Here is a 24,386-nt window from a genome sequence, read left to right on the forward strand (position 1 = left end):
GAGGAGATACGCATGACCGTCGACCAGAACACCCTGCGCCGCCGCGGCGTCGGCCTGATCGCCCACGACCCCGCCCGCAGCTACGGCGGCTACACCCTCTACACCCCGATCACCAGCGCCGGCGAGATCCACCTCGTCGACATCGAGGGCCGCACCGCCCACACCTGGAACTCCCCGCACCCGCCCGGCCGCCAAGCGCAGCTCCTGCCCAAGGGGAACCTCTTCTACGCGGCCAAGGACACGAACAGCCCCACCCTCTTCCCCATCTGGGACGTCTACCACGGCGGCATCTTCCAGGAACTGGCCCCCGACTCCACGGTCCTGCGCGAGGTCCGCCACCCCTTCCACCACCACGACGCCTCGATCCTGCGCAACGGCAACCTCATCGTCACCGTCGTCGAACCCCTGGACCCGGCCGACGCCGCCCGCATCCGGGGCGGCATCCCCGGCTCCGAAGCGCCCGGCGGGGTGATCTACGGGGACGTGGTGTACGAGCTGACCTGGGAGGGCGAGGAGGTGTGGCGCTGGGCCGCCATAGAGCACCTCGACCCCGAGGAGTTCCCCCTCAACCCGCACTTCGCCCGCGAGCACTGGCCCATGGCCAACACCGTCAACGAGCGCGCCGACGGCTCGATCGTGCTCGGTTTCCGCAGCGCCTCCTCCACCGTGGCCGTCGACCGTGCCGACGGGTCCGTGCTGTGGCACATCGGCCCCGACGTCCTGGCGCAGCAGCACCACCCGCACGAGCTGGAGGGCGGGAACATCCTGGTCTTCGACAACGGCACCTACCGCGAGACGACTTCCGTGCCGTACTCGCGGGTGCTCGAGCTCGACCCGCGCACCGGCAAGGAGGTGTGGTCGTACGAGGACAACCCGCCGCAGAACTTCTACAGCCCGTACATGTCCAGCGCGCAGCGGCTTTCCAACGGGAACACCTTCATCGCCGAGGGCTCCTTCGGGCGGCTCTTCGAGGTGACCCCGAGCGGGGACGTGGTCTGGGAGTTCGTGGTCCCGCAGTTCCGGTCCTTCGGTGACGGTGTGGGCCTGGAGTCCTCGGCCGGCGCCCAGAACGCCGTATTCCGCGCCTACCGCTACTCCGCCGACCAACTGCCCTGGCTGTAATCGGAAGCCGCGTTCTATTTCAGCGGAGGGCGTTCTGTGTACGGCAGATGAAAATGCCGTCCGCTTCCGCGTCCACCGAGATCAGGTCCGTTGACAGCCCTTTTGCGGGCTGCCTGGCTTAGGCCGCAGATCACGACATCGGCGGCCTCTTCCGTCCGGCATGACGGCTGCTTTTCGATTCTTCGCTCATCGAATGCTGCTGGAGTGTCCTTGACCGAATCGCACGGCCGAAGCCGCCGGCCCGGGCGGTGGATCACCACGGTCATCGTGCTGGTGCTGGTCTCCCAGGCCGCCCACGGGCTGCTGACCAATCCCTTCTACCAGTGGGACCGCTTCGCGTACTGGTTCTTCCGGCCGGTCATCCTGGAGGGCCTGTCCATCACCCTCCAGGTTGCCGCGTACAGCGCGGTCCTGGGCCTGGCGGGCGGCATCCTGCTCGCCTCGGCCGGCTGTCCGCGAACCCCGTACTGCGGTCGGTGAGCTGGACGTACATCTGGCTGCTGCGCTCGGTGCCGCTCATCCGGCGAGTCCCGGCTGGCCACCGACATGGTGGTGGCGGTCGTGGGACTGAGCCTGAGCGAAGCGGCGTACGCTGCCGAAGTGGTCCGGGCCGGAGTGCTCTCCGTCGACCAGGGTCAGCACGAGGCGGCGGCCGCGCTGGGACTGCCCAAGCGTTACCAGTTCGCCCGGATCGTCTTCCCCCAGGCGCTGCGCTCCATCGTCCCTGCCTACTCAACCTGCTGATCGGGCTCGTCAAGGCCACCTCGCTGGTCTTCTACGTCTCGCTGTTCGACCTGTTCGGCACGGTGCAGAGCCTCGGCAGCACCTACTCCGGCGACGTGGCGCCGCTGCTGCTGGTGGCCACCTTCTGGTACGTGGTCCTCACCAGCCTCCTCTCGGTCGTCCAGTTCTACGTCGAGCGGTACTACGCCCGTGGCGCCCTGCGCACCGTACCGCCCACCCCCCTGCAGCGGGCCCGGGCGAGCATGCGCGTGCTCCCGGCCCGCTTCCGGAAGGAGACCGCGCGATGACCACCGCCACGCGGGCCGCCGCGATCGAGGTCCACGACGTGCACAAGTCCTACGGAGGCCGGAAGGTCTGAACGGGGTGAGCCTGACGCTGCGCCCGGGGACGGTCACCGCGGTCCTGGGCCGCTCCGGCTCCGGCAAGTCCACCCTGCTGCGGGTCATCAACCACCTGGAGAAACCCGAGGCCGGGTACGTCAGCGCGGGCGGCGAGCTGATCGGCGTCCAACGGCAGGGCGGGCGGCTGAGGGAGCTGAGCGAGCGGGCGATCCGCGCCCAGCGCGGCCGGATCGGCTTGGTCTTCCAGAACTTCAACCTCTTCCCGCACCTGACGGTGCTGGACAACGTCGCGGCGGCCCCGGTGGCCACCGGCAGGCTGCCGCGCCCGCAGGCCAGGGCCTTGGCGCGAGAACTCCTGGAGCGCGTCGGGCTCGGCGACCGGACCGGCGCCTTTCCGCGGCGGCTGTCCGGTGCAGCAGCAGCGCGTGGCCATCGCCCGCGCCCTCGCGCTGCGTCCCGGAGTGATCCTCTTCGACGAACCCACCTCCGCACTCGACCCCGAATTCGTCGGCGAGGTGCTGTCCGTGATCAAGGATCTGGCCACCGGGGGCACCACGCTGGTCATCGTCACCCACGAGGTCGGCTTCGCCCGCGAGGTACCCCGACGAGGTCGTCTTCCTCGACGACGGCCGCATCGTCGAACCGGGCCCGCCCGAACAGGTGCTGGACCGGCCCGCCCACGCCCGTACGCGGGAGTTCCTGAGCAAGGTGCTCTGACTCCGGCGCCCCCGAACCGCCCCTGCCCTGCCCCCACCCCCGTCCCATGCTGTCCCCCGCCCCTTCCCGAACCGGAAAGGAACACCATGCAACGCCGACGTTCCCTGCGCTCCAGACTCCTCCGCGGCCTCGGCGCCGCGACCGCCACCGCGGCCCTCGCCTCCGGCCTCACCGCGTGCGGCGGCGATGCCGATGCCAAGGACACCGGGGCGGGTGGGAACATTTCACCGTCGGCGCCGTGTCCAACGGCGCCGCCCGGGAGGCCGAGCTGACCGTCCCCGCCGTGGAGGCCCTGCGGGCGCAGCTGCCGGCGGCCGTCCGCGAACGCGGTGAGCTGGTCCTCGGCGTGAGCACGCTGCCGTCCGGCTCCCCACCGCTCGGGTACACGGGCACCGACCAGAAGACCCTGACCGGGGTGGAACCGGACCTCGGCCGGCTGGTGGCCGCCGTACTCGGGCTCAAGCCGGTGGTCAGGAACTCCACCTGGGAGAACCTTTTCGTCGGCATCGACAGCGGCAAGGCGGACGTGGTCTTCACGAACGTCACGGTCACGGAGGAACGCAGGAAGAAGTACGACTTCGCCTCCTACCGGCAGGACAACCTGGCCTTCGAGGCGCTGAAGGACAACCCCTGGAACTTCGGCGGCGACTACCACAACCTGGCGGGCAAGACGGTGGCGGTCAGTTCCGGCACCAACCAGGAGAAGATCCTGCTGGAGTGGCAGAAGCAGCTGCAGGCGGACGGCAAGGACCTCACTGTCAAGTACTTTCCCGACGCCAACAGCACCTACCTGGCCCTGAGCGGCAAGAAGGTCGACCTCAGCTTCGGCCCGAACCCGTCCATCGCCCACCACATCACGCAGACGGCCGGCGGCAACGCTCCCACCCGCAACGCGGGTTCCTTCTCCGGGGCGGGGGAGACGCTCCAGGGCCTGATCGCCGCGACCGCGAAGAAGGACAGTGGCCTGGCCAAGCCGGTGGCCGAGGCGATCAACCACCTGATCAAGAAGGGCCAGTACGGGCAGGTCCTCGCCGCCTGGAACCTGTCCGACGAGGCCGTGACCACCTCGGAAGTCAACCCGCCGGGCCTCCCGCTCACCAACTCCTGAACCCCCCCGGCCCCCGGGCCGCACCACCGACGGAGACCCCACAGCATGAGCACCCGCACAGGGCCGGGCACGGGCACGGGTCCGAGCGCGCGTACGAGTACCAGTACGCGTACGAGCCTGTGGGCCCCCACATCCCCGCATGTCCTGGACAACCCCGCCTGGGCCGCGGCCCTCGCGGACCCGGCCGACCCGCAAGCGTGGGCCGACCTGCGCGGGCTGGTCGGCGACGGCGGGATCGGCTCGCTCGCCGGCGTGCTGACCCCGCCCGACGGCTGGGAGACCGTCGGCTCGGTCCCCGGCGTCCAGCTGGTCGACACCTCGCTGCGCGCCGAACCCGCCCCTGAGGCGGTCCGGCTGGGACCCCGTGACGTACCCGAGATCCTCGGCCTGCTCGAGCTCACGAAGCCCGGACCCTTCCTGCCCCGCACCGTCGAGCTGGGCACGTACCTCGGCATCCGCCACCGGGGCCGGCTGGTCGCGATGGCCGGGGAGCGGCTGCGCCCACAGCGGCGGCACCCTGTACGTCAGCACCGACGGCGGGAAGCACTTCACCGCCCGGGCCACCGGCCTGGGTGGCGGCAGCTCAAGGCGGTCCCGGGCGCCGACTACCAGGCGTTCTACCTCAGCGGGAAGGTGAAGGGCGTCACCGGGCTGTTCCGTTCCACCGACTGCGGCGCCACCTGGGTCCGGATCCACGAGGACCAGCAGCAGTTCGGTGGGACCGCCGTCAACGTCATCAGAGGCGACCCCGAGGTATACGGGCGGGTCTACCCGGGCGGCGGTCCGCGCCGTCCACCCACGGGCGGGCCGCTGCCGAGGATGACCTCGGCGGCGTCGACCAGGCTACGGGCATGGCCTCATCGTGTCGGGGTGAAGCCGCCCCAGACCGAGAGGGCGCCGCGGGGACCGTTGGCGTCGACGCGGTAGCCGTCGTGCCCGGCCTCGCGCTCGCCGGCGGCGTGGTTGTACTGGCCGGCGAAGACGTGCTGTCCGGCCGGGACGGTGCGGCCCGGCTTGAGGATCCAACGGTAGACCACTGCCCCGCCCTCGTGCTGCACGGTGACAGTGAAGTCGTCGGCGGGCAGGGTCCGCCAGCTGCCGGTGCTCTGCACTCCGCCGGTCTGCGTGATGCGCAGTTCCACGGTGAGGGCGGTGAGCGGCTGGGTGGTCTTGAGGGTGATGTCGCTCTGCGCCCAGTAGGTGTTGCTGCCCGGGTTCAAGGAGCCGGCCGACCACAGAGGTCCGTCCTGGACGCGTGTGCCGTCGGGCCGGGCCGGGCCCTCGCCGCCTGACGCCGCAGGGCTGGGCCTCGTCGAGGACGAGCGGTCCGGCGCGGTCGGGCCGCTAGTGGCGGGCGCCGACGGCGTGGAGTCGGGAGTCCCGGACGCGGACGGCGCGGACGGCGCGGCGGGGGTGGCCGAGGTGTCCGGCCGGGCCGGCGGGGACTGGACGATGGCGGCGACGGCGAAACCACCGACCGCCAGAATGCCGACCGCGGCGAGGGAGGCGAGCGCCACCCTGGGCCACGGCCTCGCGCCGGACGACTCGCGGTAGCGGTCGGGAGCGCCGGACATGCCGCGTTCCACGCGTGCCAGGATGCGGGCGCGGTCGGGCTGGTGGGCCTCGGCGGCTGCGCGCAGCCGCCTGGTGAGCTCCTCGTTCACCGGCCCCTCCTTTCCGCCAACAATTCTCCGGCTGCTCCCGTGCTGCCCAGCATCCGTTCCAGTTCGGCCATCCCCTTCGAGGTCTGGCTCTTCACCGTACCGACCGATATTCCCAGTGCCAGAGCGGTGTCCTTCTCCGACAGGTCGAAAGCGTGCCGCAGGACCACGCATGTCCGCTTGCGGAACGGCAACCGGGCGAGAGCAGTACGCACGTCCACCGCGGCGGCCACGTCCGGACCTTCCGACGGCTCCTGGCCGCGGGACCAGAACAGGGCGATTCGGCGGCGCTCGCGAACCGCGCTGCGGATGCGTGACCGTACCAGGTTGGCCACCACGCCGCGGGCGTAGGCGAGTGGGTACTCGGCCTGGCGCAGCCGGTCCCAGCGCTGCCACAGCGCGATCAGGGCGTCCGCAGCCAGGTCGTCGGCGCCGTCCGCCTCGCCCGTCAGGAGGTGGGCGAACCGGGCGAGTTCGGCGTAGTGGCGTTCGAAGAAGTCGTGGAACTCCGCGGACGCGTCATCGAAGACCATGTCCGTCGATCGCCCCCTCTGGCAAATGTGTGCGCTAACATCCGGGCGGCAGCGTACCAGCGCCCGGCGCGCCCCAGGCGCCCCAGGGGCCCCGGGCGCTCCGATGCACCGGCCCCGTACCCGCCACCCGGCCGCGGTGCGGTATCAGTGCGGGGCGAACTGGACCCGGGTCGGTTGTGCGACGTTCGGCAGCAGCGCGATCCCGTCGACCGTCAGCTGCTCTCCGTAGATGTCGGTAATCCTCATCGCGCCGCCGCACCCGCTGCCGTCGGCGGAGAGGAAGTAGTTGTAGTCGGTACGGGGCAGTCTCCGCCAGCCCTTGGCGCTGCGTACCTCCAGCCGCGCGACGGGATTCCGGTGGTCGATCACCTGGATGCCGCACCAGTGGGGGCTGGACCCGGTTTTGTACCGGATGGAGAGCGCGCCGGACGTGTGGGGGCTCAGCAGGCTCCAGGTGACCGGGATGCGGCCGAGCTTGGGATCGGCCAGTTTCGCGAAGGCCTGCTCGCTGAGGTCCAGTTGTCCAGGTGCGCAGGGCAGTGGGCATTCGTTGGTGATCCGGACCGTGATCGAGGCGCCGCTCGCGGCGCGGACGCGCACGTAAGCGCCGCACGCCCTGGACGACTCGTAGTCGGTGGTGTTCATCGCCGCGATCATGAGGTCGTCGTCGCTCGGGCCGAACAGGCAGGCGCCGTTGCCGTCGCCCGCAGCGTAAGCGGTGGCGACGCCCTTGTAGGTGGTCCCGGGCTGGATGCGTCCTGGCGACGGTGCCGTGCTGGATGCCGCCTGCGGGCTTGTCTCCGTCGAAGGCTGTGGCGGCGCGGTGGTCGTACCGACGGCCGCGGTCGGGGTCGCCGCGGCAGGCGAGCCGTCCGTCGGGGGCGTGGGGCTCGTCGGGGCCGTGGGCGTGGCTCCCGCCCGGGTGAGGGCTGGCGCGGCCAGGCCGGCCCCGGCCTCGGCCTCGGGGCCGGGGAGCATGGCCGTCACGAGGCAGATGAGGACGCCCGCGGCAGCCAGCATCACCGCCGTTCCCGTGATCAGCCTGTGTCTACGCCTGCGCTGCCGCGCGGCCTGCCGTGCAGTCTGCATGTCGGTCCGTTCGAAAGTTCGAGTCGAGGTGCACTCCTTGGTCGCCGCGGGATGCGAAAAGGTTGCCGACGGAGAGGAAGCGCGCCCGGCGGGTCCTGCGGGCAGCCGCGCCGGTGCCGTGGCGGCCCGCTCACTGGGCGGGGGAGTGGGGCGACATGGGCCGGGCGGCACGGATGCTGCGCGGAGACGTTCCGAGTACGCGGCGACAGGCCTTGTTGAACGCCTGTAGGTCCGGAATGCCGACCGATGAGGCGACGGCGGGGACGGAGAGCGTGGTGGCCTGCAGGAAGTGGCGGGCCCGTTCCATTCGCCGGGCCCGGATACAGCCGACGGCCGTCTCCCCCTTCGCGGCGCGGAGGAGCCACGTCAGGTGGTTGCGGGAGGCTCCGGCTGCCGCCGCGATCTCCGGTACGGTCAGTGGCTGACCCAGCCGCACCTCGATGAGGGCCACGGCGGCTGCGACCGCCGGATGAGCGGCCTGCGTGTTCCGCTCCCTCGGAGGGGCGAGCGGGGAGACCCGCCACAGGGCGGGCGGCCCACACCTCGGCGGCGGCCCGTGCCGGGGTGTTCGGCCAGGCGGCCAGCGCCCGCTGCAACGCGGTGGTGAGCAAGGTGAGATCGGGCCCGGCGTGCTGGACCACCGGAACGGTGCGGGGGGCTCCATCTGAGCCGAGGCGCAGGGGGACGTAGAGGTGCGGGGAGGGGCCCCGGTAGCGATATCGGACCTCGGCGCCGGGCAGTACGAGGCTGACCCGGCCTGGGCGGATGGCGTACTCAGTGCCGTTCACCGTCACGCGACCCCCGGCCCCGCGTGCCGGGCACCGTGGTGAGAATCGACCACTGGAGGGTGAACGTGGCCCACGCGGCGCGAGGCCGGCGGACCTAGCGTAAATTGCCGGGCAGCCATCTCCGGCGGATCAACGAGTCCGACACCGGCCGCTACCAGAACCTGCGCGGGCAGGACCGACTGGTCTGCCCGGCCGGGACGGTGGTGTTCCTGCACCACGGTCTCTGGCACGGGGGCCGGCGCAACGACAGCGACACGATGCGCTACATGTTCAAGATCCGCTTCACACGATGTTCCCGTGGTACGAGGGGGCGGCCGGCCGGCTGGAGCGGTACAACCGCATCCTGCTGTGCGCTGACCGGCGACGAGAACTTCGACCTCGACCACTGGGTGACCAGGGTCTCCAACCGCCCTGCGGAGGCACAGGCATGACGACCGGAGCGATCCTTTCCGAGCGGGCGCAAGACGCCGTGACCGTGCTGCGGCAGCAGGTGCTGGTCCTGTACATGGCCAGCTCGGCGTTGGACTCCCATGTCGTCGGCTGGTCGCTGTACGACGGCACGGGCCGCACCTCGCCCACCACGGGCGACAGCGACGAGCCGCCGCACGACGTCTCTTCCTCAAGCACGAGTTCCTCTTCGAGCGGATCGTGGACGCGCGAGCGGAGCCGCGCGAGGCGGGCCACCGGTACGCGAGGCACCCTCCTCGTGCGGGCCGCGTCGCCCAGCCGAGGAGGGGGCGAGGTCAGGCTCCGGCCTTGCGCTTGTTGTAGACGTCGAAGCCGACGGCCGCCAGCAGGACCAGGCCCTTGATCACCTGCTGGTAGTCGGTACCCACGCCGACCAGCGACATGCCGTTGTTCAGCACGCCGAGCACCAGACCGCCGGTGAGTGCACCGATGACGGTTCCCACACCGCCGCTCGCGGAGGCGCCGCCGATGAAGGCGGCGGCGATCGCCTCCAACTCGAAGTTGATGCCGGCCTGCGGCGTACCGGCGTTGAGCCGCGCGGCGAAGACCATCCCGGCCAGGGCCGCGAGAACGCCCATGTTCACGAAGGCCAGGAAGACGACCCGCTTGCTCTTCACCCCGGACAGCCGCGCCGCGGCCTCGTTGCCGCCGATGGCGTAGGTGTGCCGGCCGAGGATCGAATTGCGCATCACGTATCCGAAGCCGACCAGCAGGACGCCGAGGATCAGCAGGACGATCGGCACGCCGTGGTAGCTGGCCAGCAGCAGCGTGAAGGCCACCACGGCCGCGGTGATCGCGCCGAGCTTCACCAGGAACAGCCCGGTCGGGAGCGGTTCCAGCCCGTACGAGGCGGCCCGCCGCCGGCCGCGCACCTCCTGCAGGATCGCGACGGCCAGCACCACGAGGCCCAACAGGAGGGTGAGGTTGTGGTAGTTGGTGCGGGGGCCGACGGTGGGGAGGAAGCCGCTGCTGATGTTCTGGAAGCCCTTGGGGAACGGCGCCACCGACTGGCCCTGCAGGAGGATCTGGGTCCCACCGCGGAACAGCAGCATGCCGGCCAGCGTGACGATGAACGAGGGGATCCCGAGATAGGCGATCCAGAAACCCTGCCAGGCGCCGGCGAGGGCCCCGATCAGCAGCGCGGCCACCAGCGCCACGGGCCACGGCGCGTGGTGTTTGACCATCATCACCGCGGCGGCGGCCCCGACGAAGGCGGCGAGCGACCCGACCGACAGGTCGATGTGCCCCGCGATGATGACGATCATCATGCCGATGGCCAGGATGAGGATGTAGCTGTTCTGCTGGATCAGATTGGTGATGTTGAGCGGCTGGAGCAGAATGCCGTCAGTCCAGAACTGGAACAGCAGCACGATCAGCGCCAACGCGAGCAGCATCCCGTACTGGCGCAGGTTGCCGCGCAGCGCTCGGGCCAGTACGGCACCGGCCGACACACGCCGGTCGGTCTGCGGTGTGCTGGGCGTGGTCTGTGGGTTGGTCTTGGTCTGGGCCATGCCTCACACCTGCTTGTCGGGGTATGCGGGGCTCATGGTCATGAGCCGCATGAGGGATTCCTGGGTGGCGTCGGCGCGGCTCACCTCACCGGTGATCCGGCCTTCGGCCATGGTGTAGATCCGGTCGCACAGGCCCAGGAGTTCGGGGAGTTCGGAAGAGATGACCAGTACCGTCTTGCCTTGGGCGGCGAGATCGGCGATGACGGTGTAGATCTCCGCCTTGGCGCCGATGTCGATGCCCCGGGTGGGTTCGTCGAGGATCAGCACCTTCGGCTCGGCGAAGATCCACTTGCTGAGGACGACCTTCTGCTGGTTGCCGCCGCTGAGCTTGCCGGTCTGCGCGAACACCGAGGGGGCCTTGATGTTCATGGTCCGCCGGAACGATTCGGCGATCCGGGCCTCCTCGTGCCGGTCGACCCAGCCCCGCCGGGCGACCTTGTCGAGGGCGCTCAGCGAGATGTTCCGGCTGATGTCGTCGCCCAGGTTGAGGCCGAGCTGCTTGCGGTCCTCGGTCACGTAGGCGATGCCGTGGCCGATCGCCTCCGGCACCGTCCGGGTACGGATCTCCCGGCCGTCCAGCCGTACCCGGCCGCCGGTCCACCGTCCGTACGAACGGCCGAAGACGCTCATGGCCAGTTCGGTGCGACCGGCGCCCATGAGGCCGGCGATGCCGACGATCTCGCCTCGACGGACGTTGAGCGAGACGCCGTCGACCACCTTGCGCCGGTGGTCGATCGGGTGCTGGACGCTCCAGTCCTCGATCTCGAAGGCGACCTCGCCGATCTCGGGGGCGCGCTCGGGGTAGCGGTGCTCCAGGTCGCGGCCGACCATGCCGCGGATGATCCGCTCCTCGGAGATGCCCTCGGGCCCGATCGCGATGGTTTCGATGGTCCGCCCGTCACGCAGGATGGTGACGGAGTCGGCGACCCGGGCGATCTCGTTCAGCTTGTGCGAGATGAGGATGCAGGAGATGCCCTGGGCCTTGAGTTCGAGGATCAGGTCGAGCAGCTTGCGGCTGTCCTCGTCGTTCAGGGCGGCCGTCGGCTCGTCCAGGATGAGCAGCTTGACCTTCTTGGCGAGCGCCTTGGCGATCTCGACCAACTGCTGCTTGCCCACGCCGAGATCGGCGATCCGGGTGTGCGGGCTCTCGTCGAGCCCGACCTGCCGGATCAGTGCGGCGGCGTGGGTCAGCGTCTTGTGCCAGCTGATGACGCCCCGGGTGGCGTGCTCGTTGCCGAGGAAGATGTTCTCGGCGATGGACAGGTAGGGCACCAGCGCGAGTTCCTGGTGGATGATCGCGATGCCGCGCTGCTCGCTGGCCCGGATGTCCCGGAACCGGCAGGGCTCGCCCTCGAAGAAGATCTCGCCCTCGTAGCCGCCGTGGGGGTAGACCCCGCTGAGCACCTTCATCAGCGTGGACTTGCCGGCGCCGTTCTCGCCGCAGATGGCGTGCACCTCACCGGCGGCGACGGTCAGGTTGACCTCGGAGAGGGCCTTGACGCCGGGAAACGTCTTGCTGATCGACCGCATCTCGAGAACGGGTCGGGCCATGGTTGTGCATCCGTATCGTCGGGGCGGTGCGCTGCCGGGCGGTCTCCCGGGCGTCGCACCGCCGTTTCGTCGTCGTCGGACCCGTCGGTCGGGCTCCGCGGGCTACTTCAGCTGGTCCGCGGTGTACTGGCCGCTGTCCACCAGGACCTTCTGGTAGTTCTCCTTGTCGACGCTGACGGGCTGGAGCAGCTGCGCCGGCACGATCTTGACGCCGTTGTTGTACTGGCTGGTGTCGTTGACCTCGGGCTTGCCGCCGGTCAGCAGCGCGTCGCCCATCTGGACTGCGGACTTGGCCAGTTGGCGGGTGTCCTTGTAGACGGTCTGGGTCTGCTCGCCCGCGATGATCGACTTCACCGAGGCCAGCTCGCCGTCCTGGCCCGTGACGACGGGCAGCGGCTGGCCGGCGCCGTAGCCGACGCCCTTGAGCGAGGAGATGATGCCGATCGAGATGCCGTCGTACGGGGAGAGCACGGCGTCGACGCGGGCGGCGGTATACGACTTGCTCAGCAGGTTGTCCATCCGGGACTGGGCGAGACCGCCGTCCCAGCGCAGCGTGGCGATCTGGTTGAGGGAGGTCTGGCCGCTCTGCACGACCAGCTTCTTGTCGTCGATGTACGGCTTGAGGACGCTCATCGCGCCGTTGTAGAAGAACGCGGCGTTGTTGTCGTCCGGCGAGCCGGCGAACAGCTCGACGTTGAAGGGGCCCTTGCCGTCCTTGACGCCGAGCTTGTCGACGATGTAGCTGCCCTGGAGGACGCCGACCTTGTAGTTGTCGAAGGTCGCGTAGTAGTCGACGTTCCCGGTGCCGCGGATCAGCCGGTCGTACGAGATGACGCGGACGTGGGCGTCGGCGGCCTTCTGCAGCACGTTCGTGAGCGAGGAACCGTCGATGGCGGCGATCACCAGCAGCTTGGCTCCCTTGGTGATCATGTTCTCCACCTGGGAGACCTGGTTCTCCACGACGTTGTCGCCGTACTGGAGGTCGGTCTTGTAACCCTTGGCCTGGAACTCCTTGACCATGTTGTTGCCGTCGTTGATCCAGCGCTCCGACGACTTGGTCGGCATCGCGATGCCGACGAGGCCGCCCTTGGCGTCCCCGCCGGCCGGGGCGTCGCCGGTTCCGTTGGCGCTCTGGCCGCAGGCTGCCAGCGACAGCGTCAGGCCCAGGGTGACAAGTCCCGCTGAAAGCTTCCGCACAGTTCCTCCAGTGACTTTCCGCGACCGGCACAGTGCGACCCGGCTGGGAGAACCGGAAGCGGTCGAGCGGGGCCGGCCGGGAGTCGTTCCCCGCGCTGTTGCGAAGTCAGGTTTGCAGCGGCTCCGGCCTGGCGATACCTGAGTGTTAACGCTCACAAGTGTGTCGTCAAGGGTCTACTCAGATCACCATTGGGCAACATCGCCCCAGGCGGGCAGCCGGTTCGCCGGGGCGGCTCCGCAGCGGGGCGTCCGGGCGTGCCGGTCGCGGGCGGCTTCCGGGGTTTCTGCGGCTTTGCCGAGCGGGAGTAGGGGGTGCGGGGGCTGGCTACTTGGTGGGATTGCGGATCGCCGGACGGACTGGGCGACGTTGCGGCGCCTCCTGTGTCGACGCGGACGTGGTGCTCGGTGTGCTGCGCGCGCGTCCCGCACGGCTCCGGCCGCTCGATTCCGGGATGCATCGGCTCGGTGGCCTTGGCGGCATTCCTGAGTTCAGCTGCTTCACTCCGCCCTTGGCTGCTGTGCGGCAGGGCTTCGGCGAGCCTGGTCGGTCGGCCCCGGAAACTGCTCGTCGGGTAGCTGGGGGTGGGGCGCGGACCTGCGGTGCCGCCTGCCGAGCCCGTCCGGGTTGGGGCCGCGTCGCGCGGGCGCCGCGGGCCCGGCCTTAAGGTGCCTGGTGGATCAGGGCCGGGGCCGGGTTGGCTGGTGCCGCGCCTTGCTGCGTCTTGCCGGGTTGTCGTCGCCTTGCGGTCCACGCCCAGCCAACCCGGCCGAGCCGACCCTGACCCGCCAGATGCCCTGCTAAAGGGTGTTGCAGAAGGCTCAGGTCGGGGCATTTTCCTTGTATGGGTGGGGTGTTGCGGGCTGAGCCGGTGTGGGTGGAGACGTTCATGGGTCTGCGGATGGACCGGTTTGCGAAGCTGGTGAAGGTGGTGCGGGAACGGGTCGGGCGGTGGCTGCCCGTGGTGTCTGCCGCTGGCGGACCGGGTGCTGCTGGTGGCGGTGTACTACCGGACCAACCTCACGATGCGGCAGCTCGCCCCGCTCTTCGGGGTCTCTTCGGCGACGGTCTGCCGGGTCATCCAGCGGCTGCGGCCCCTGCTGGCGTTGGAGCCGGCCCCGCGGCCCGTCGCCGACGTCGAACGCCTGTGGATCGTGGACGGAACCCTGATCCCGATCCGCGACTGAAAGGTTGCCGCCTCCTCGAGGAACTACCGGTTCTCGGCGAACGTGCAGGTCATCATCGACGCCGACACCCGCCTGGTCGTCGCCTCGGCCCGGCCGGCACCAGGGAACAAGGCCGACGCCCATGTCTGGCGGGAGTCAGACCTGCCCGCCGTAGCGGCCGGGACAGCGGTGATCGCGGACGGCGCCTACCCGGGCGCCGGGCTGATCGTTCCGCACCGCAGAAGGGCCGGACGCCACCTCCTGCGCGGCCAGGAGGAGGACAACGCCGAACACCGAAGGGTCCGTGCCCGCGTCGAGCACACCTTCGCCCGCATGAAGACCTGGAAGATCCTCCGCGACTGCCGCCAGAAAGGAGACGGCCTCCACCACGCCGTCCAGGCCGTCGCCACCATGCACAACCTCGCCATGGCAGGGTGAAGCAGCAGGTCAGAGATCACCCAGGCCTGCCCGACAAGGACCTTCTGCAACACCCTTTAGGGCCCTGGGGCCATCGGACTCGGGGTCGACCGTCCCGTCGCCGAGGCTCTCCGCCGCGCCGGTCACACTTGTCGAGGCCTGGTTCCGGTTCCTTGACAGGAAGATTGTGAGCGCTAACAATTTGTCTTGTCGAGAGAGGTGACGCTTCAACTCCGCAGGAGCCATTGCTGTTTCCCGTGCGAGGGGTGAGGAAGGAAGTGACCGTGCTCCCTGCTGTCGGGGGCTCGGACGGGTACGTCGTCTTCGGCATCCCCTCCGGCAGCCTCACCGCACACGCTGTGCCGGTCGCCGTGCATGGCGGACGGGAGCTCGCGACCATTCTGCGCGCGTATCCGCGCGCCGTCATCGAGCGCCAGTCGGCCGGTGCCGGGCGCCCAAAGCCGCCTGGCCGGGCCCTGCGGCATCCCGAGGGCGGGGCGAGGTACTGCGGCACCTTCCTTCCCGCCGTACTCGCCGCCGCCGGCGTTGAGCCCGCCCGCACCTCATCGGCATCGCCACAGGCCTCGCCATCCGAATGGTCCTGCCGGTGGTTGCCGAGGGGCGCGCCGCTCGCCGCTGCTCGGGGAGGCCGAGCCCGCCTGCCGCCTGCCGCAGACCTGGTACCGGGGCGGGGACCCATTGCCGGACCCGCTCGACTACGACGTCATAAAGGCCTGCTGGACCTACCAGTACCACGAGGCCGCGCCCCTCTATCCCTTCGGCCACGGGCTGTCCTTCACCGACTTCGCCTACAGCGGCCTGGGCATGTCGCGGCCGTCGATTGGCCAGGACGGTTCGGTCGACGTCACGGTGACCCTGGCCAACACCGGCCCACGGGAGGGCAGCGAGGTGGTCCAGCTCTACATCCGCGCGCTTGACGCCCGCTACGAGGCCCCCCGCAGGCGCCTCGCCGACTTCCGCAAGGTCCGCCTGGAGCCGGGCGAGTGCAGGGAGTTGAGTTCTCGCTCCCGGCCGACCGGCTCGCCCACTGGTCCACCGCGACCGGCGCCTTCACCGTCGACCCCGGCAGGTACGAGATCACCGCCGGCCGCTCCGCCGAGAACCCGGTCCGCACCGCACGGCTCACGGTGACCGGACCGGCCCCCGAGCCCCGCGTGGTCGTCGGCCGAAACGCTGCACGGCGGCTTCCGCCTGGCCGCCTTCGGCTTCACCGCGTCCAGCGGGACCGGCTGAGGCCGCCAGGACCGGCTGAGGCCGCCGGGACCGGCTGAGGCCCGCACCCGCGAGACCGGCGGCCCGCCACAGGGGGGCGGGCCGCCACCCCCGTCCCGCACCACCGCCCGGAGCTGCGAGGCAAGGCCCTCGAGGCCGCCGAGCTCCGTCGCCCAGTCACCCAGTCACCCCCGTCACCTCTCCGACCGGAGGAAGCCCCCATGCCGCTCACAGACCTCGGCGCGGACGAACTTGTCTACTACCGCCCTGAGTTGCCCGATCCGACAGGATTCGACGACTTCTGGCGGCGGACCCTCGCCGAAGCCCGCTCACGCGACGGGGCGATCAAGGTGGAGCGGGTCACCGCCCAGCACATGCTGCGCACCGTCGAGGTCGAGGACGTACGCTTCCCCGGCTGGAACGGCGAACCGGTGGCCGCCTGGCTGCTGCGCCCGCGCGACGCGGCCGGACCGCTGCCGGTCGTCATCACCTACATCGGCTACGGCGGCGGTCGCGGACTGCCCACCGACCACCTGCTCTGGTCCGCGGCCGGCTATGCCCAACTCGTCGTCGACAGCCGGGGGCAGGGCCACGACACCCCGGACCGGGGCCTGGGCGACGGCACGCAGTGGGTCGAGGGGTTCATGACCCGCGGCATCGACTCTCCCGACGACTACTACTACCGGCGACTGATCACCGACTGCGTGCGAGCCGTGGACGCGGTCGCGCAGCTGCCCGGACTCGACAGCCGTCGGATCGTGGTGGCCGGAGGCAGCCAGGGGGGCGGTCTGGCGCTCGCCGTCGCCGGTCTCGCCGCGGACCGCGTGGCGGCCGCGATGCCGGACGTCCCGTTCCTGTGCCACTTCCGCCACGCCACCGCGATATGCGGCGAAGGCCCGTACCAGGAGATCGCCAAGTACCTGCGCTGGCACACACCGCGTGGAGCCGGCCTTCGACACCCTCGACTACTTCGACGGCGTCCACTTCGCCCGGCGGGCCACCGCGCCGACGCTGTTCAGCGTGGCCCTGATGGACCCGGTCTGCCCGCCCTCCACGGTCTACGCCGCCTTCAACCGCTACGCGGGCGCGGACCGCACCATGACCGTGTGGCCGTTCGGCGACCACGGCGGCGGCCTCGGCTCCAACCCGCCCGTCCAACTGGACTGGCTGCGCGAGCGCGGTCTGGCCCCGGAGCTCTGACCCGCCCCCGCACCACCGGACCGGGCAGAGCGCCAGGGGGTGTCTTGCCGATCGGGCCGGGCTCGCGGTGCCGGGCACGCACGCTCGCCGCGTTCTCGTCGGTCGCCGACGCTCCGCGTCGACTCCCTCCTCGGCCTTGCGACCGCACGCACCAGGCACCGCTCCCTGATCCGGCCTGATCGACAAGACACCCCCCAGGCCGCCCCGCGACCCCGAGCCTCGCACCGGAGACCGAGGAGCCCGACCGAGCCGTGAGATACCGCCCATGACCACCCCGGACTTCCCGGAACTGCCCGCCGGGTTCCGTTTCGGCGCCGTGACCGCCGCCTACCAGATCGAGGGCGCCCACGACCGGGACGGCCGTGGCCCGTCCATCCGGGACACCGTCAGCCACATGCCCGGCCGTACGCTCGACGGAGCCACCGGCGACACGGCCTGCGACCACTACCACCGCCACCCGCAGGACGTCGCCCTGCTGCGCGGGCGCGGCGTGGACGGTTACCGCTTCTCGATCGCATGGCTCCGCCTGCTGCCCGGGGGCACACCACCGGCCGGCCCGTCGTCCCGGAGGCGCTCACCGCACTGCTGCGCGCACTCCACGTTCGTTACCCGCGGCTTCCGCCGGTGTGGATCACCGAGAACGGCTCCGCGGAGGCCGACACCGTCGGTCCCGACGGCCGGGTCCATGACACCGCGCGGATCGAGTACCTGGCGGACCACCTCGCCGCCGTCGCGGAGGCGGTCTCCGCTGGCGTGGACGTGCGCGGCTACTACGTCTGGTCGCTGCTGGACAACTTCGAGTGGGCCCGCGGCTACGGCCAGCGCTTCGTCCTGGTCCACGTCGACTACGACACGCTGACCCGAACGCCCAAGGACAGTTACCACTGGTTCCGGGCCCTGATCACCGCGCACCGAGCGCGGACGGAGAAACCACCCGATGAAGTTCACCGATGGCTACTGGCTGATGCCACCGGGCGTCACCGCGCGTTACGCCGCCGAGGTCGCGGACGTCCGGGCCGACGAGCACCGGATGACCATCCACGCGCCGGTGAAACCCGTACGCAGCCGCGGTGGCATGCTCAACAGTACGCTCCTGACGGTCGATTGCTGGTCACCGGCCGAGGGCGTCATCGGGGTGCGCGTCACCCACCACGCCGGTTCCGTGCGGCCCGGGCCGGAGTTCGCACTGCCCGGCGCGCAGGAGGGCAGCGGGAAGGTGCACCGGGACGGCCCGGTGGTCGAACTCAGCGTGGGTGAGCTGTCGCTGCGGGCGGACACCTCACAGCCGTGGCGCCTGGAGTTCACCTCCGGCGGGCAGGTGCTGACCTCCGCATGCTCGGCCAACTCTCCCTGGGCGTAGGGGAGCTGGTCTACGGCTTGGGGGAGCGGTTCACCCCGTTCGTCAAGAACGGGCGGCAGGTCGTGGACATCCGGCAGGCCGACGATGGCACCCAGCAGCGAGCAGGCGTACAAGAACGTCCCCTTCCACCTGGCCAATCGGGGCTACGGAGTCTTCGTCAACCACCCCGGCAAGGTCAGCTACGAGGTCGGCTCCGAGTCGGTCGGCCACGTGCAGTTCAGCGTGGAGGACCAGTCGCTGGAGTACTTCGTGGTCCACGGCCCGACCCCGAAGCTGATCCTGGAGCGCTGCACCGCGCTCACCGGCCGCCCCGCCCTGCCCCCGGCCTGGGCGCTGGGCCTGTGGCTGACCACCCAGCACATGCTCGGAGAACGACCTGCTCCTCGCCCCGGTCTTCACCGACGACGGCACGGTCGAGTGCTACGTGCCGGAACGTGGACCAACGTTCTGACCGGTGCCCGGATCGACGGTCCCCGCTTGGTCCGCGAACAGCACGGCTTCCACACCCTGCCGCTGCTGGCCCGCCCCGACTCCGTCATCCCGCTCGGCGCCGACGACCAGCACCCGGTCTCGGCCTGGGGGGACGGTGTCGAACTGCGGGTGCACGCCTTCGCCGACGGCGCCGAGCGCGCCCTGGTGATCCCGCGCTCCGACGGCCCCGGCGAGGTGGCCCGCTTCCAGCTGCGCCGCCGCGGCGACCGGCTCCACGTGACCACCGACAGCCCGCGTCCCTGGCAGCTCCGGTTCGGCGGGCCGGACGCAGCCGTCCACGCCCGGCCGGCCGACACCCTGGAGGCCGACTTCGCCCACCCCGCCTGGGGGGGGAGTGGCGGAGCCGGGCCGTGGATCGTCACGGCCCGGCTCTTGCGCGCACCGGCTCAGCGGGCGCCGAGGAGGTGTTCGAGGGCGAGCTGGTCCAGTTGCTCGAAGGCCATGCCGCGGCGGGCGGCGGCGTCGACGTCGAACTCGTCGAAGGCGGACCGGTCGGCCAGCAGCCCGGCCAGGCCGTCCTCGGCGGTGGGCAGGGCGAGCTCGGGCAGTCGGGAGGCGGCGAGCGCGGCCCGGACCTCCGGATTGGACCGGAAGGCGCGGGAACGCTCCGCCAGGAGCAGGTAGTTGCGCATGCAGGCGGCCGCCGAGGCCCAGACGCCGTCGGAGTCCTCGGTGCGCGGGGGCTTGAAGTCGAAGTGGCGGGGGCCGTCGTAGCCCGCCGACTCCAGCAGGTCGACCAGCCAGAAGGCCTGGCGCAGGTCGCCCGCGCCGAAGCGCAGGTCCTGGTCGTACTTGATGCCGGTCTGGCCGTTGAGGTCGATGTGGAACAGCTTGTCGTGCCACAGGGCCTGGGCGATGCCGTGCGGGAAGTTCAGTCCGGCCATCTGCTCGTGGCCGACCTCCGGGTTGAGGCCGACCCGGTCGGGCCGGTCCAGCTCGTTGATGAACGCCAGGGCGTGGCCGATGGTGGGCAGCAGGATGTCGCCGCGCGGCTCGTTGGGCTTGGGTTCGATCGCGAGGCGCAGGTCGTAGCCCTGGTTCTCGACGTACTCGCCCAGCAGGTTGAAGGCTTCCTTCAGCCGGTCGAGGGCGGCACGCACGTCCTTGGCCGCGCCGGACTCCGCGCCCTCGCGGCCGCCCCAGGCGACGTAGACCGAGGCGCCGAGCTCGACGGCCAGGTCGATGTTGCGGATCGTCTTGCGCAGCGCGTACCGGCGCACGTCCCGGTCGTTGGCGGTGAAGGCGCCGTCCTTGAACACCGGGTGGGTGAAGAGGTTCGTCGTGGCCATCGGCACCTTCAGCCCGGCTGTGTCGAGTGCGGTGCGGAACCGCTTGACCGCCTGCTCGCGGGCGGCGTCGCCGGCGCCGAAGGGGATCAGGTCGTCGTCGTGGAACGTGACGCCGTAGGCGCCGAGCTCGGCCAGCCGCTCGACGCTCTCGACGGGATCGAGGGCGGGCCGGGTGGCGTCGCCGAAGGGGTCCCGCCCCTGCCAGCCGACGGTCCACAGGCCGAAGGTGAACCTGTGCGCGGGGGTGGGAACGAGCGGGTCGCGGGTCATGAGGCGCTCCGGATCAGGCCGAGGGCTATTTGTAATGGCGAAAAACAAATTAGTATGCCGGGACGCCAGAAGGAACCCCACCGGAGGAACGCATGTCTGCTCAGCGTGTCGTGATCGGTGTCGACAGCTCGACCCAGTCCACCAAGGCCCTCGCCGTCGACCTGGAAACCGGCGCCGTCCTGGGCGAGGGCCGCGCCTCGCACGCCGTAAGCGCCGGCGCCGGACGCGAGAGCGACCCCGAACAGTGGTGGCGGGCGCTCGGCGAGGCCGCGGCGGGCACCGGCTGGGCGGATCGCGCGGCCGCCTGCTCGATCGCCGGCCAGCAGCACGGCCTGGTCACCCTCGACGCGGCGGGCCGGCCGGTGCGCCCGGCGCTGCTGTGGAACGACGTCCGCTCCGCCCCGCAGGCCGCAGAACTCGGAGCCGCCTTCGGCCCGGCCGAGCTCGCGCGCCGCACCGGAAGCGTCCCGACGGCCGCCTTCACAGCCGCCAAGTGGGCCTGGCTGCAGGCGAACGAGCGTGCCGCGGCAGACCGCGTCGCGGCCGTCCGGCTTCCCCACGACTACCTGACGGAGCGGCTGACCGGCGAGGCGGTGACGGACCGCGGTGACGCCTCGGGAACCGGCTGGTGGGGCCCGGACGGCTACGACCGGGACGTCCTCGGCCGGATCGGCCTCGACCCCGGGCTGCTGCCGCAAGTCCTCCCGCCGGGCGCCCTCGCGGGCACCGTACGGACCGGGATGCCACTGCGCGAAGGCGCGCTGGTGGCCACCGGGACCGGTGACAACATGGCCGCCGCCCTCGGGCTGGGCCTGACCCCCGGACGTCCCGTGCTGAGCCTCGGTACCTCCGGCACCGTCTACGCCGTCGGCCGGACCCGCCCCGCCGATCCGAGCGGAACCGTCGCCGGCTTCGCCGATGCCCTCGGCGGCTGGCTGCCGCTCGCCTGCACGCTCAACTGCACCCTCGCCGTCGACCGCTTCGCAACCCTCGTCGGACGCGGCCGCGAGGACGTCGAGGCGGGCGGCACGGTGGTGGTCCTTCCCTACCTGGACGGCGAGCGCACTCCGGACCTCCCCGGCGCTTCCGGCCTGGTCCACGGCCTGCGCCACGACACCACGCCGGGCCAGCTGCTCCAGGCTGCCTACGACGGCGCCGCCCACGCCCTCCTCGTGGCCCTGGACGACGTACTGCGTGCCGGAGGCGAAAGCCCCGCCCCCGACGAACCACTGCTGCTGATCGGCGGCGGAGCCCACGGCAGCGCCTGGCAGCGCACCGCGCTGCGATTGTCCGGCCGAGCGGTACAGGTGCCCGAGGCCCGGGAACTGGTCGCGCTCGGGGCCGCCGCCCAGGCCGCCGCACTCCTCACCGGTGAGCCCGCCGACGCCGTCGCCCGGCGCTGGCGGACCGCCGGGGGCCGGGTCCTGGACCCCGTACCCCGCGACGAGGACACGCTCGAGCGGATCACCAGTACGCTGCGGCGGGCGCGGGCCTTGCAGGAGCTCCCGCCGGCACAACGATAGGAAGGTCGGCCCGATGGCGGGGAGCGGCAGGGCGAGCGGGGGCGCGGAGGCCGTGCCCGCCTCGCAGCAGGGCATGCGGCGGCAGAACCTCGCGGTGGTGATCGGCGCGGTCGCCGCGCACGGTCCGCTCTCCCGGGCGGACGTCGCCGGGCACACGGGCTTGACCAGGCCGGCCGTCTCCTCCCTGGTCGACGAACTCATCGGCCGCGGCGCGCTGACCGAGACGGAGACCGCGCCCAGCGGACGCGTCGGCCGCCCCGGGCGGGCGCTGGCCCTGAACGACCGGGGTCCCGCGGGCCTCGGCCTGGAGATCGGCGTCACCCACCTCGCCGCGTGCGTCGTGGACCTACGAGGTGAACCCCGGGTGTGGCGCCGGGTGGAGCGGGCCAACGCGGGCCGGCCGGCCGGGCAGGTACTGATGGAGGCCGCCGCGCTGGGCGCCGAGGCGGAGGCCGAGGCCGCCGCCCTCGGGCTGCGCGTCGCGGGCCGCGTCCTGGCCGTGCCGGGGGTGGTGCCGAACGAGCCGGGCGGGCTGGTCGGACACGCCCCCAACCTCGGCTGGCAAGAAGTCCGCCCCGCCGACCACTGGCCGGACCCCGACACCGTGCCCGAGCCGGAGAACGAGGCCAACCTCGGGGCGCTGGCCGAGCAGTGGCACCGGGGAGACCCCACCGGGACCTTCGTGCACGTCTCCGCCGAGGCCGGAATCGGTGCCGCACTCGTCGTCGGCGGGCAGCTGTTCCGCGGCGCCCGCGGATTCGCGGGGGAACTCGGCCACCTGCCCGTCCACCCGGAGGGCGCCCGCTGCGCCTGCGGGGCACGCGGCTGCCTGGAGCAGTACGCGGGCGAAGCGGCCGTCCTGCGCGAGGCCGGGCTCGCGCACGTCGGCGACCCGGTGGCCCTGCTGGCCGAGCGGGCGGGCGCCGAGGACGCGGCGACCCTGCGCGCCCTGGACCGTGCGGGACGCGCCCTGGGCCTCGCCCTCACCTCCGCGGTGAACCTGATCGACCCGGACGGCCTCGTTCTGGGCGGCGCCTACGCCGAACTCGCCGACTGGCTCCTCCCGGCCGTCCGCGCCGAACTCGCCGCCCGGATCACCGTCCGGCCCTGGACCCCGGAGGCGGTACGCCCCTCCGCCCTGGGCCGGCGCGGACCGGTGCTGGGCGCGGCATGGTCGACCGTCCGACAGATCATCGCCGACCCGGGCCGCCTGCCGGCCCGATAGGGGGCGTCTGGTGGAGCAGGGTCGGATGGGCGGGCGCGGTCAGCCGTCGATCGCCCGCAGCGCGTCGTCGCTCAGACTGGCGGCCAGCCACTGCTCCATGGCCGTGATGTGGACCGTCGCCGCGGCGGCGGCCGGCAGGGCGTCGCGGGACTGCAGCGCGCCGAGGATCTGCTCGTGGTCCCGGTGGGCGCTGTCCAAGGCGTCACGGGTCCGGCTGCCGCGGACGATGCGGACGCGCGGGGTACGTGTGGAGAGGACCCGCAGGAGCATCGAGAGCATCGGGTTGTCGACGGCTTCGACGATCCTGAGGTGGAAGGCGATGTCGTGGGCGACGAACTCCTCCACGGTGGTGGCGGCCTGGGACCTGTCGAGGATGTCGCGCAGTTCCTGGAGGTCCTGCGGCGTCAGCAGGGCAGCGGCAAGCCCCGGTCGCCCGCGGTTCCAGCAGCCGGCGCACCTGGAGCAGTTGCAGCGCGCAACCCGCGTATCTGGGCCAATTCCGGCATCAGCCGCCTGCCAGATTCCCGACGACATCGGGCATGTGGAGAAATGGCAGCTCGCACTCGACATGCTCGATGAGACCCGCTCGTGGGGCGTCGAGGTGCCGGTGGCCGTCGCGGATGCCGGATACGGCCACGCGGCGGCCTTCCGGCACGGCCTGCAGGCCCGCAGCCTCAATTACGTCGTGGGAATCTCCACCACCCTCTCGGCCCAGCCCGGCCTCGCGCTACCGGTCGCCGAGCCGTACTCCGGGACCGGACGCCCGCCGGTGGCGAAGTACCCCGACAAGCCGCAGTCGGTGAAACAGCTGGTCATCGCGGCCGGCCGGAAGGCGGCAAAGCCGGTGCAATGGCGTGAGGGATCCCGGCCCGGCACCGACCGCAGCGGCGTGAAGCGGATGTACTCGCGGTTCGTGGCCCTGCGGATCCGGCCCGCCGGCCGCGAGGTCCGCCAAGCGGCCGACAGCCCGGAACTGCCCGAGTGCTGGCTGCTGGCCGAGTGGCCGGCCGGCCAGGCCGAGCCGGTCCAGTTCTGGCTGTCCGACCTGCCCGCCGACACCCCGCTGACCACCCTGGTCCGCCTGGCCAAGCTCCGCTGGCGCATCGAACACGACTACCGGGAGATGAAGCAGGCCCTGGGCCTTGCCCACTTCGAGGGCCGCACCTGGAACGGGTGGCACCACCACGTGACCCTCGTCTCGGTCGCACACGCCTTCTGCACCCTGCTCCGGCTGGCCAGAGCCCCAAAAGACACGGCGCCGGCCTGAGCCTCTACCGGATCGTCCGCGAGCTACAGACCCTCCTCGCGACATGGACCGGCGTCTGGCCCACCTGCCACCGCGGCATACCCGCACCAACACCGACCTGACCAAGCACTACTAGG

Annotated in this window: 14 protein-coding genes and 10 pseudogenes; 15 read left to right on the plus strand and 9 right to left on the minus strand. The window is 71.4% G+C overall.

What is annotated here, in order from left to right; all coding sequences use genetic code 11:
* The first annotated feature begins 12 nt into the window (after nt 1–12).
* The 5 genes and pseudogenes from OG299_RS39005 (at nt 13) to OG299_RS39025 (ending at nt 4,959) form a co-directional block, all read left to right on the plus strand.
* Nucleotides 13–1,122 (plus strand): aryl-sulfate sulfotransferase, encoded by a 1,110-nt coding sequence (locus OG299_RS39005; RefSeq protein ID WP_327364223.1) that lies wholly within the window; start codon nt 13–15, stop codon nt 1,120–1,122.
* A 177-nt stretch (nt 1,123–1,299) separates the two neighbouring features.
* Nucleotides 1,300–2,153: pseudogene (locus OG299_RS39010) on the plus strand (amino acid ABC transporter permease).
* Nucleotides 2,150–2,924, plus strand: a pseudogene (locus OG299_RS39015) (amino acid ABC transporter ATP-binding protein). Before OG299_RS39010 ends, OG299_RS39015 begins: the two co-directional pseudogenes overlap by 4 nt.
* Nucleotides 2,925–3,010: 86 nt before the next feature.
* Nucleotides 3,011–4,032, plus strand: a pseudogene (locus OG299_RS39020) (transporter substrate-binding domain-containing protein).
* A 45-nt stretch (nt 4,033–4,077) separates the two neighbouring features.
* The gene (locus OG299_RS39025; protein ID WP_327364224.1) at nt 4,078–4,959 is read left to right on the plus strand and encodes a hypothetical protein; all 882 of its coding nucleotides are present in this window, start codon (nt 4,078–4,080) and stop codon (nt 4,957–4,959) included.
* Here the strand turns inward: OG299_RS39025 and OG299_RS39030 are convergent.
* The 4 genes from OG299_RS39030 to OG299_RS39045 all read right to left on the minus strand — a co-directional run bounded on the left by OG299_RS39030 (nt 4,890) and on the right by OG299_RS39045 (nt 7,766).
* Nucleotides 4,890–5,696: a hypothetical protein gene (locus OG299_RS39030; protein WP_327364225.1), complete on the minus strand. Its 807-nt coding sequence runs from the start codon at nt 5,694–5,696 to the stop codon at nt 4,890–4,892. The genes OG299_RS39025 and OG299_RS39030 overlap by 70 nt on opposite strands.
* Nucleotides 5,693–6,226: a SigE family RNA polymerase sigma factor gene (locus OG299_RS39035; protein ID WP_327364226.1), complete on the minus strand. Its 534-nt coding sequence runs from the start codon at nt 6,224–6,226 to the stop codon at nt 5,693–5,695. Before OG299_RS39035 ends, OG299_RS39030 begins: the two co-directional genes overlap by 4 nt.
* A gap of 144 nt (nt 6,227–6,370) precedes the next feature.
* Nucleotides 6,371–7,246 (minus strand): expansin EXLX1 family cellulose-binding protein, encoded by an 876-nt coding sequence (locus OG299_RS39040; protein WP_327364227.1) that lies wholly within the window; start codon nt 7,244–7,246, stop codon nt 6,371–6,373.
* A 199-nt stretch (nt 7,247–7,445) separates the two neighbouring features.
* The gene (locus OG299_RS39045) at nt 7,446–7,766 is read right to left on the minus strand and encodes a helix-turn-helix transcriptional regulator (RefSeq protein ID WP_327364228.1); all 321 of its coding nucleotides are present in this window, start codon (nt 7,764–7,766) and stop codon (nt 7,446–7,448) included.
* A gap of 441 nt (nt 7,767–8,207) precedes the next feature.
* Here OG299_RS39045 and OG299_RS39050 point away from each other — a divergent pair.
* Nucleotides 8,208–8,534, plus strand: a pseudogene (locus tag OG299_RS39050) (phytanoyl-CoA dioxygenase family protein); the annotation flags it as partial.
* 312 nt (nt 8,535–8,846) lie between these two features.
* On the opposite strand, the gene mmsB reads toward OG299_RS39050, so the two are convergent.
* From mmsB to chvE, 3 genes are all read right to left on the minus strand, one after another.
* The gene (mmsB, locus tag OG299_RS39055) at nt 8,847–10,082 is read right to left on the minus strand and encodes a multiple monosaccharide ABC transporter permease (protein WP_327364229.1); all 1,236 of its coding nucleotides are present in this window, start codon (nt 10,080–10,082) and stop codon (nt 8,847–8,849) included.
* 3 nt (nt 10,083–10,085) lie between these two features.
* Nucleotides 10,086–11,633 carry a multiple monosaccharide ABC transporter ATP-binding protein gene (gene mmsA, locus OG299_RS39060; protein WP_327364230.1) on the minus strand — a complete coding sequence of 516 codons (1,548 nt, stop codon included), beginning with the start codon at nt 11,631–11,633 and terminating at the stop codon, nt 10,086–10,088.
* Between the two features lie 102 nt (nt 11,634–11,735).
* On the minus strand, nt 11,736–12,830 hold the full coding sequence (gene chvE / locus OG299_RS39065) for a multiple monosaccharide ABC transporter substrate-binding protein (protein ID WP_327364231.1): 1,095 nt from the start codon (nt 12,828–12,830) through the stop codon (nt 11,736–11,738).
* An 842-nt stretch (nt 12,831–13,672) separates the two neighbouring features.
* On the opposite strand from chvE, the pseudogene OG299_RS39070 reads away from it, so the two are divergent.
* The 6 pseudogenes from OG299_RS39070 to OG299_RS42930 all read left to right on the plus strand — a co-directional run.
* Nucleotides 13,673–14,432, plus strand: a pseudogene (locus tag OG299_RS39070) (transposase family protein).
* An 804-nt stretch (nt 14,433–15,236) separates the two neighbouring features.
* Nucleotides 15,237–15,703: pseudogene (locus OG299_RS39075) on the plus strand (fibronectin type III-like domain-contianing protein).
* 162 nt (nt 15,704–15,865) lie between these two features.
* A pseudogene (locus OG299_RS39080) lies at nt 15,866–16,844 on the plus strand (acetylxylan esterase).
* A 265-nt stretch (nt 16,845–17,109) separates the two neighbouring features.
* Nucleotides 17,110–17,327 (plus strand): annotated as a pseudogene (locus OG299_RS42920) (family 1 glycosylhydrolase); the annotation flags it as partial.
* Between the two features lie 57 nt (nt 17,328–17,384).
* Nucleotides 17,385–17,759: pseudogene (locus OG299_RS42925) on the plus strand (family 1 glycosylhydrolase); the annotation flags it as partial.
* Nucleotides 17,760–17,781: 22 nt separating this feature from the next.
* A pseudogene (locus OG299_RS42930) lies at nt 17,782–18,558 on the plus strand (alpha-xylosidase); the annotation flags it as partial.
* Between the two features lie 524 nt (nt 18,559–19,082).
* Here OG299_RS42930 and xylA read toward each other — a convergent pair.
* The gene (xylA, locus tag OG299_RS39100) at nt 19,083–20,255 is read right to left on the minus strand and encodes a xylose isomerase (protein WP_327364233.1); all 1,173 of its coding nucleotides are present in this window, start codon (nt 20,253–20,255) and stop codon (nt 19,083–19,085) included.
* Nucleotides 20,256–20,347: 92 nt separating this feature from the next.
* Between xylA and xylB the strand changes: the two genes are divergently transcribed.
* The gene (gene xylB / locus OG299_RS39105; RefSeq protein ID WP_327364234.1) at nt 20,348–21,778 is read left to right on the plus strand and encodes a xylulokinase; all 1,431 of its coding nucleotides are present in this window, start codon (nt 20,348–20,350) and stop codon (nt 21,776–21,778) included.
* Between the two features lie 13 nt (nt 21,779–21,791).
* A complete protein-coding gene (locus OG299_RS39110) occupies nt 21,792–23,003 on the plus strand; it encodes an ROK family protein (protein ID WP_267002810.1) in 1,212 nt (403 codons plus the stop codon).
* Between the two features lie 39 nt (nt 23,004–23,042).
* Here OG299_RS39110 and OG299_RS39115 read toward each other — a convergent pair whose 3' ends face one another.
* Nucleotides 23,043–23,414 carry a FadR/GntR family transcriptional regulator gene (locus OG299_RS39115; protein WP_327364679.1) on the minus strand — a complete coding sequence of 124 codons (372 nt, stop codon included), beginning with the start codon at nt 23,412–23,414 and terminating at the stop codon, nt 23,043–23,045.
* Here OG299_RS39115 and OG299_RS39120 point away from each other — a divergent pair.
* Nucleotides 23,323–24,270, plus strand: a complete 948-nt coding sequence (locus OG299_RS39120) for an IS701 family transposase (RefSeq protein ID WP_327364235.1) — start codon at nt 23,323–23,325, stop codon at nt 24,268–24,270. The two genes, OG299_RS39115 and OG299_RS39120, sit on opposite strands and share 92 nt — an antisense overlap.
* Nucleotides 24,271–24,386: the final 116 nt, after the last annotated feature.

The sequence above is a fragment of the Streptomyces sp. NBC_01296 genome (genome assembly GCF_035984415.1).
Classification (GTDB): domain Bacteria; phylum Actinomycetota; class Actinomycetes; order Streptomycetales; family Streptomycetaceae; genus Streptomyces.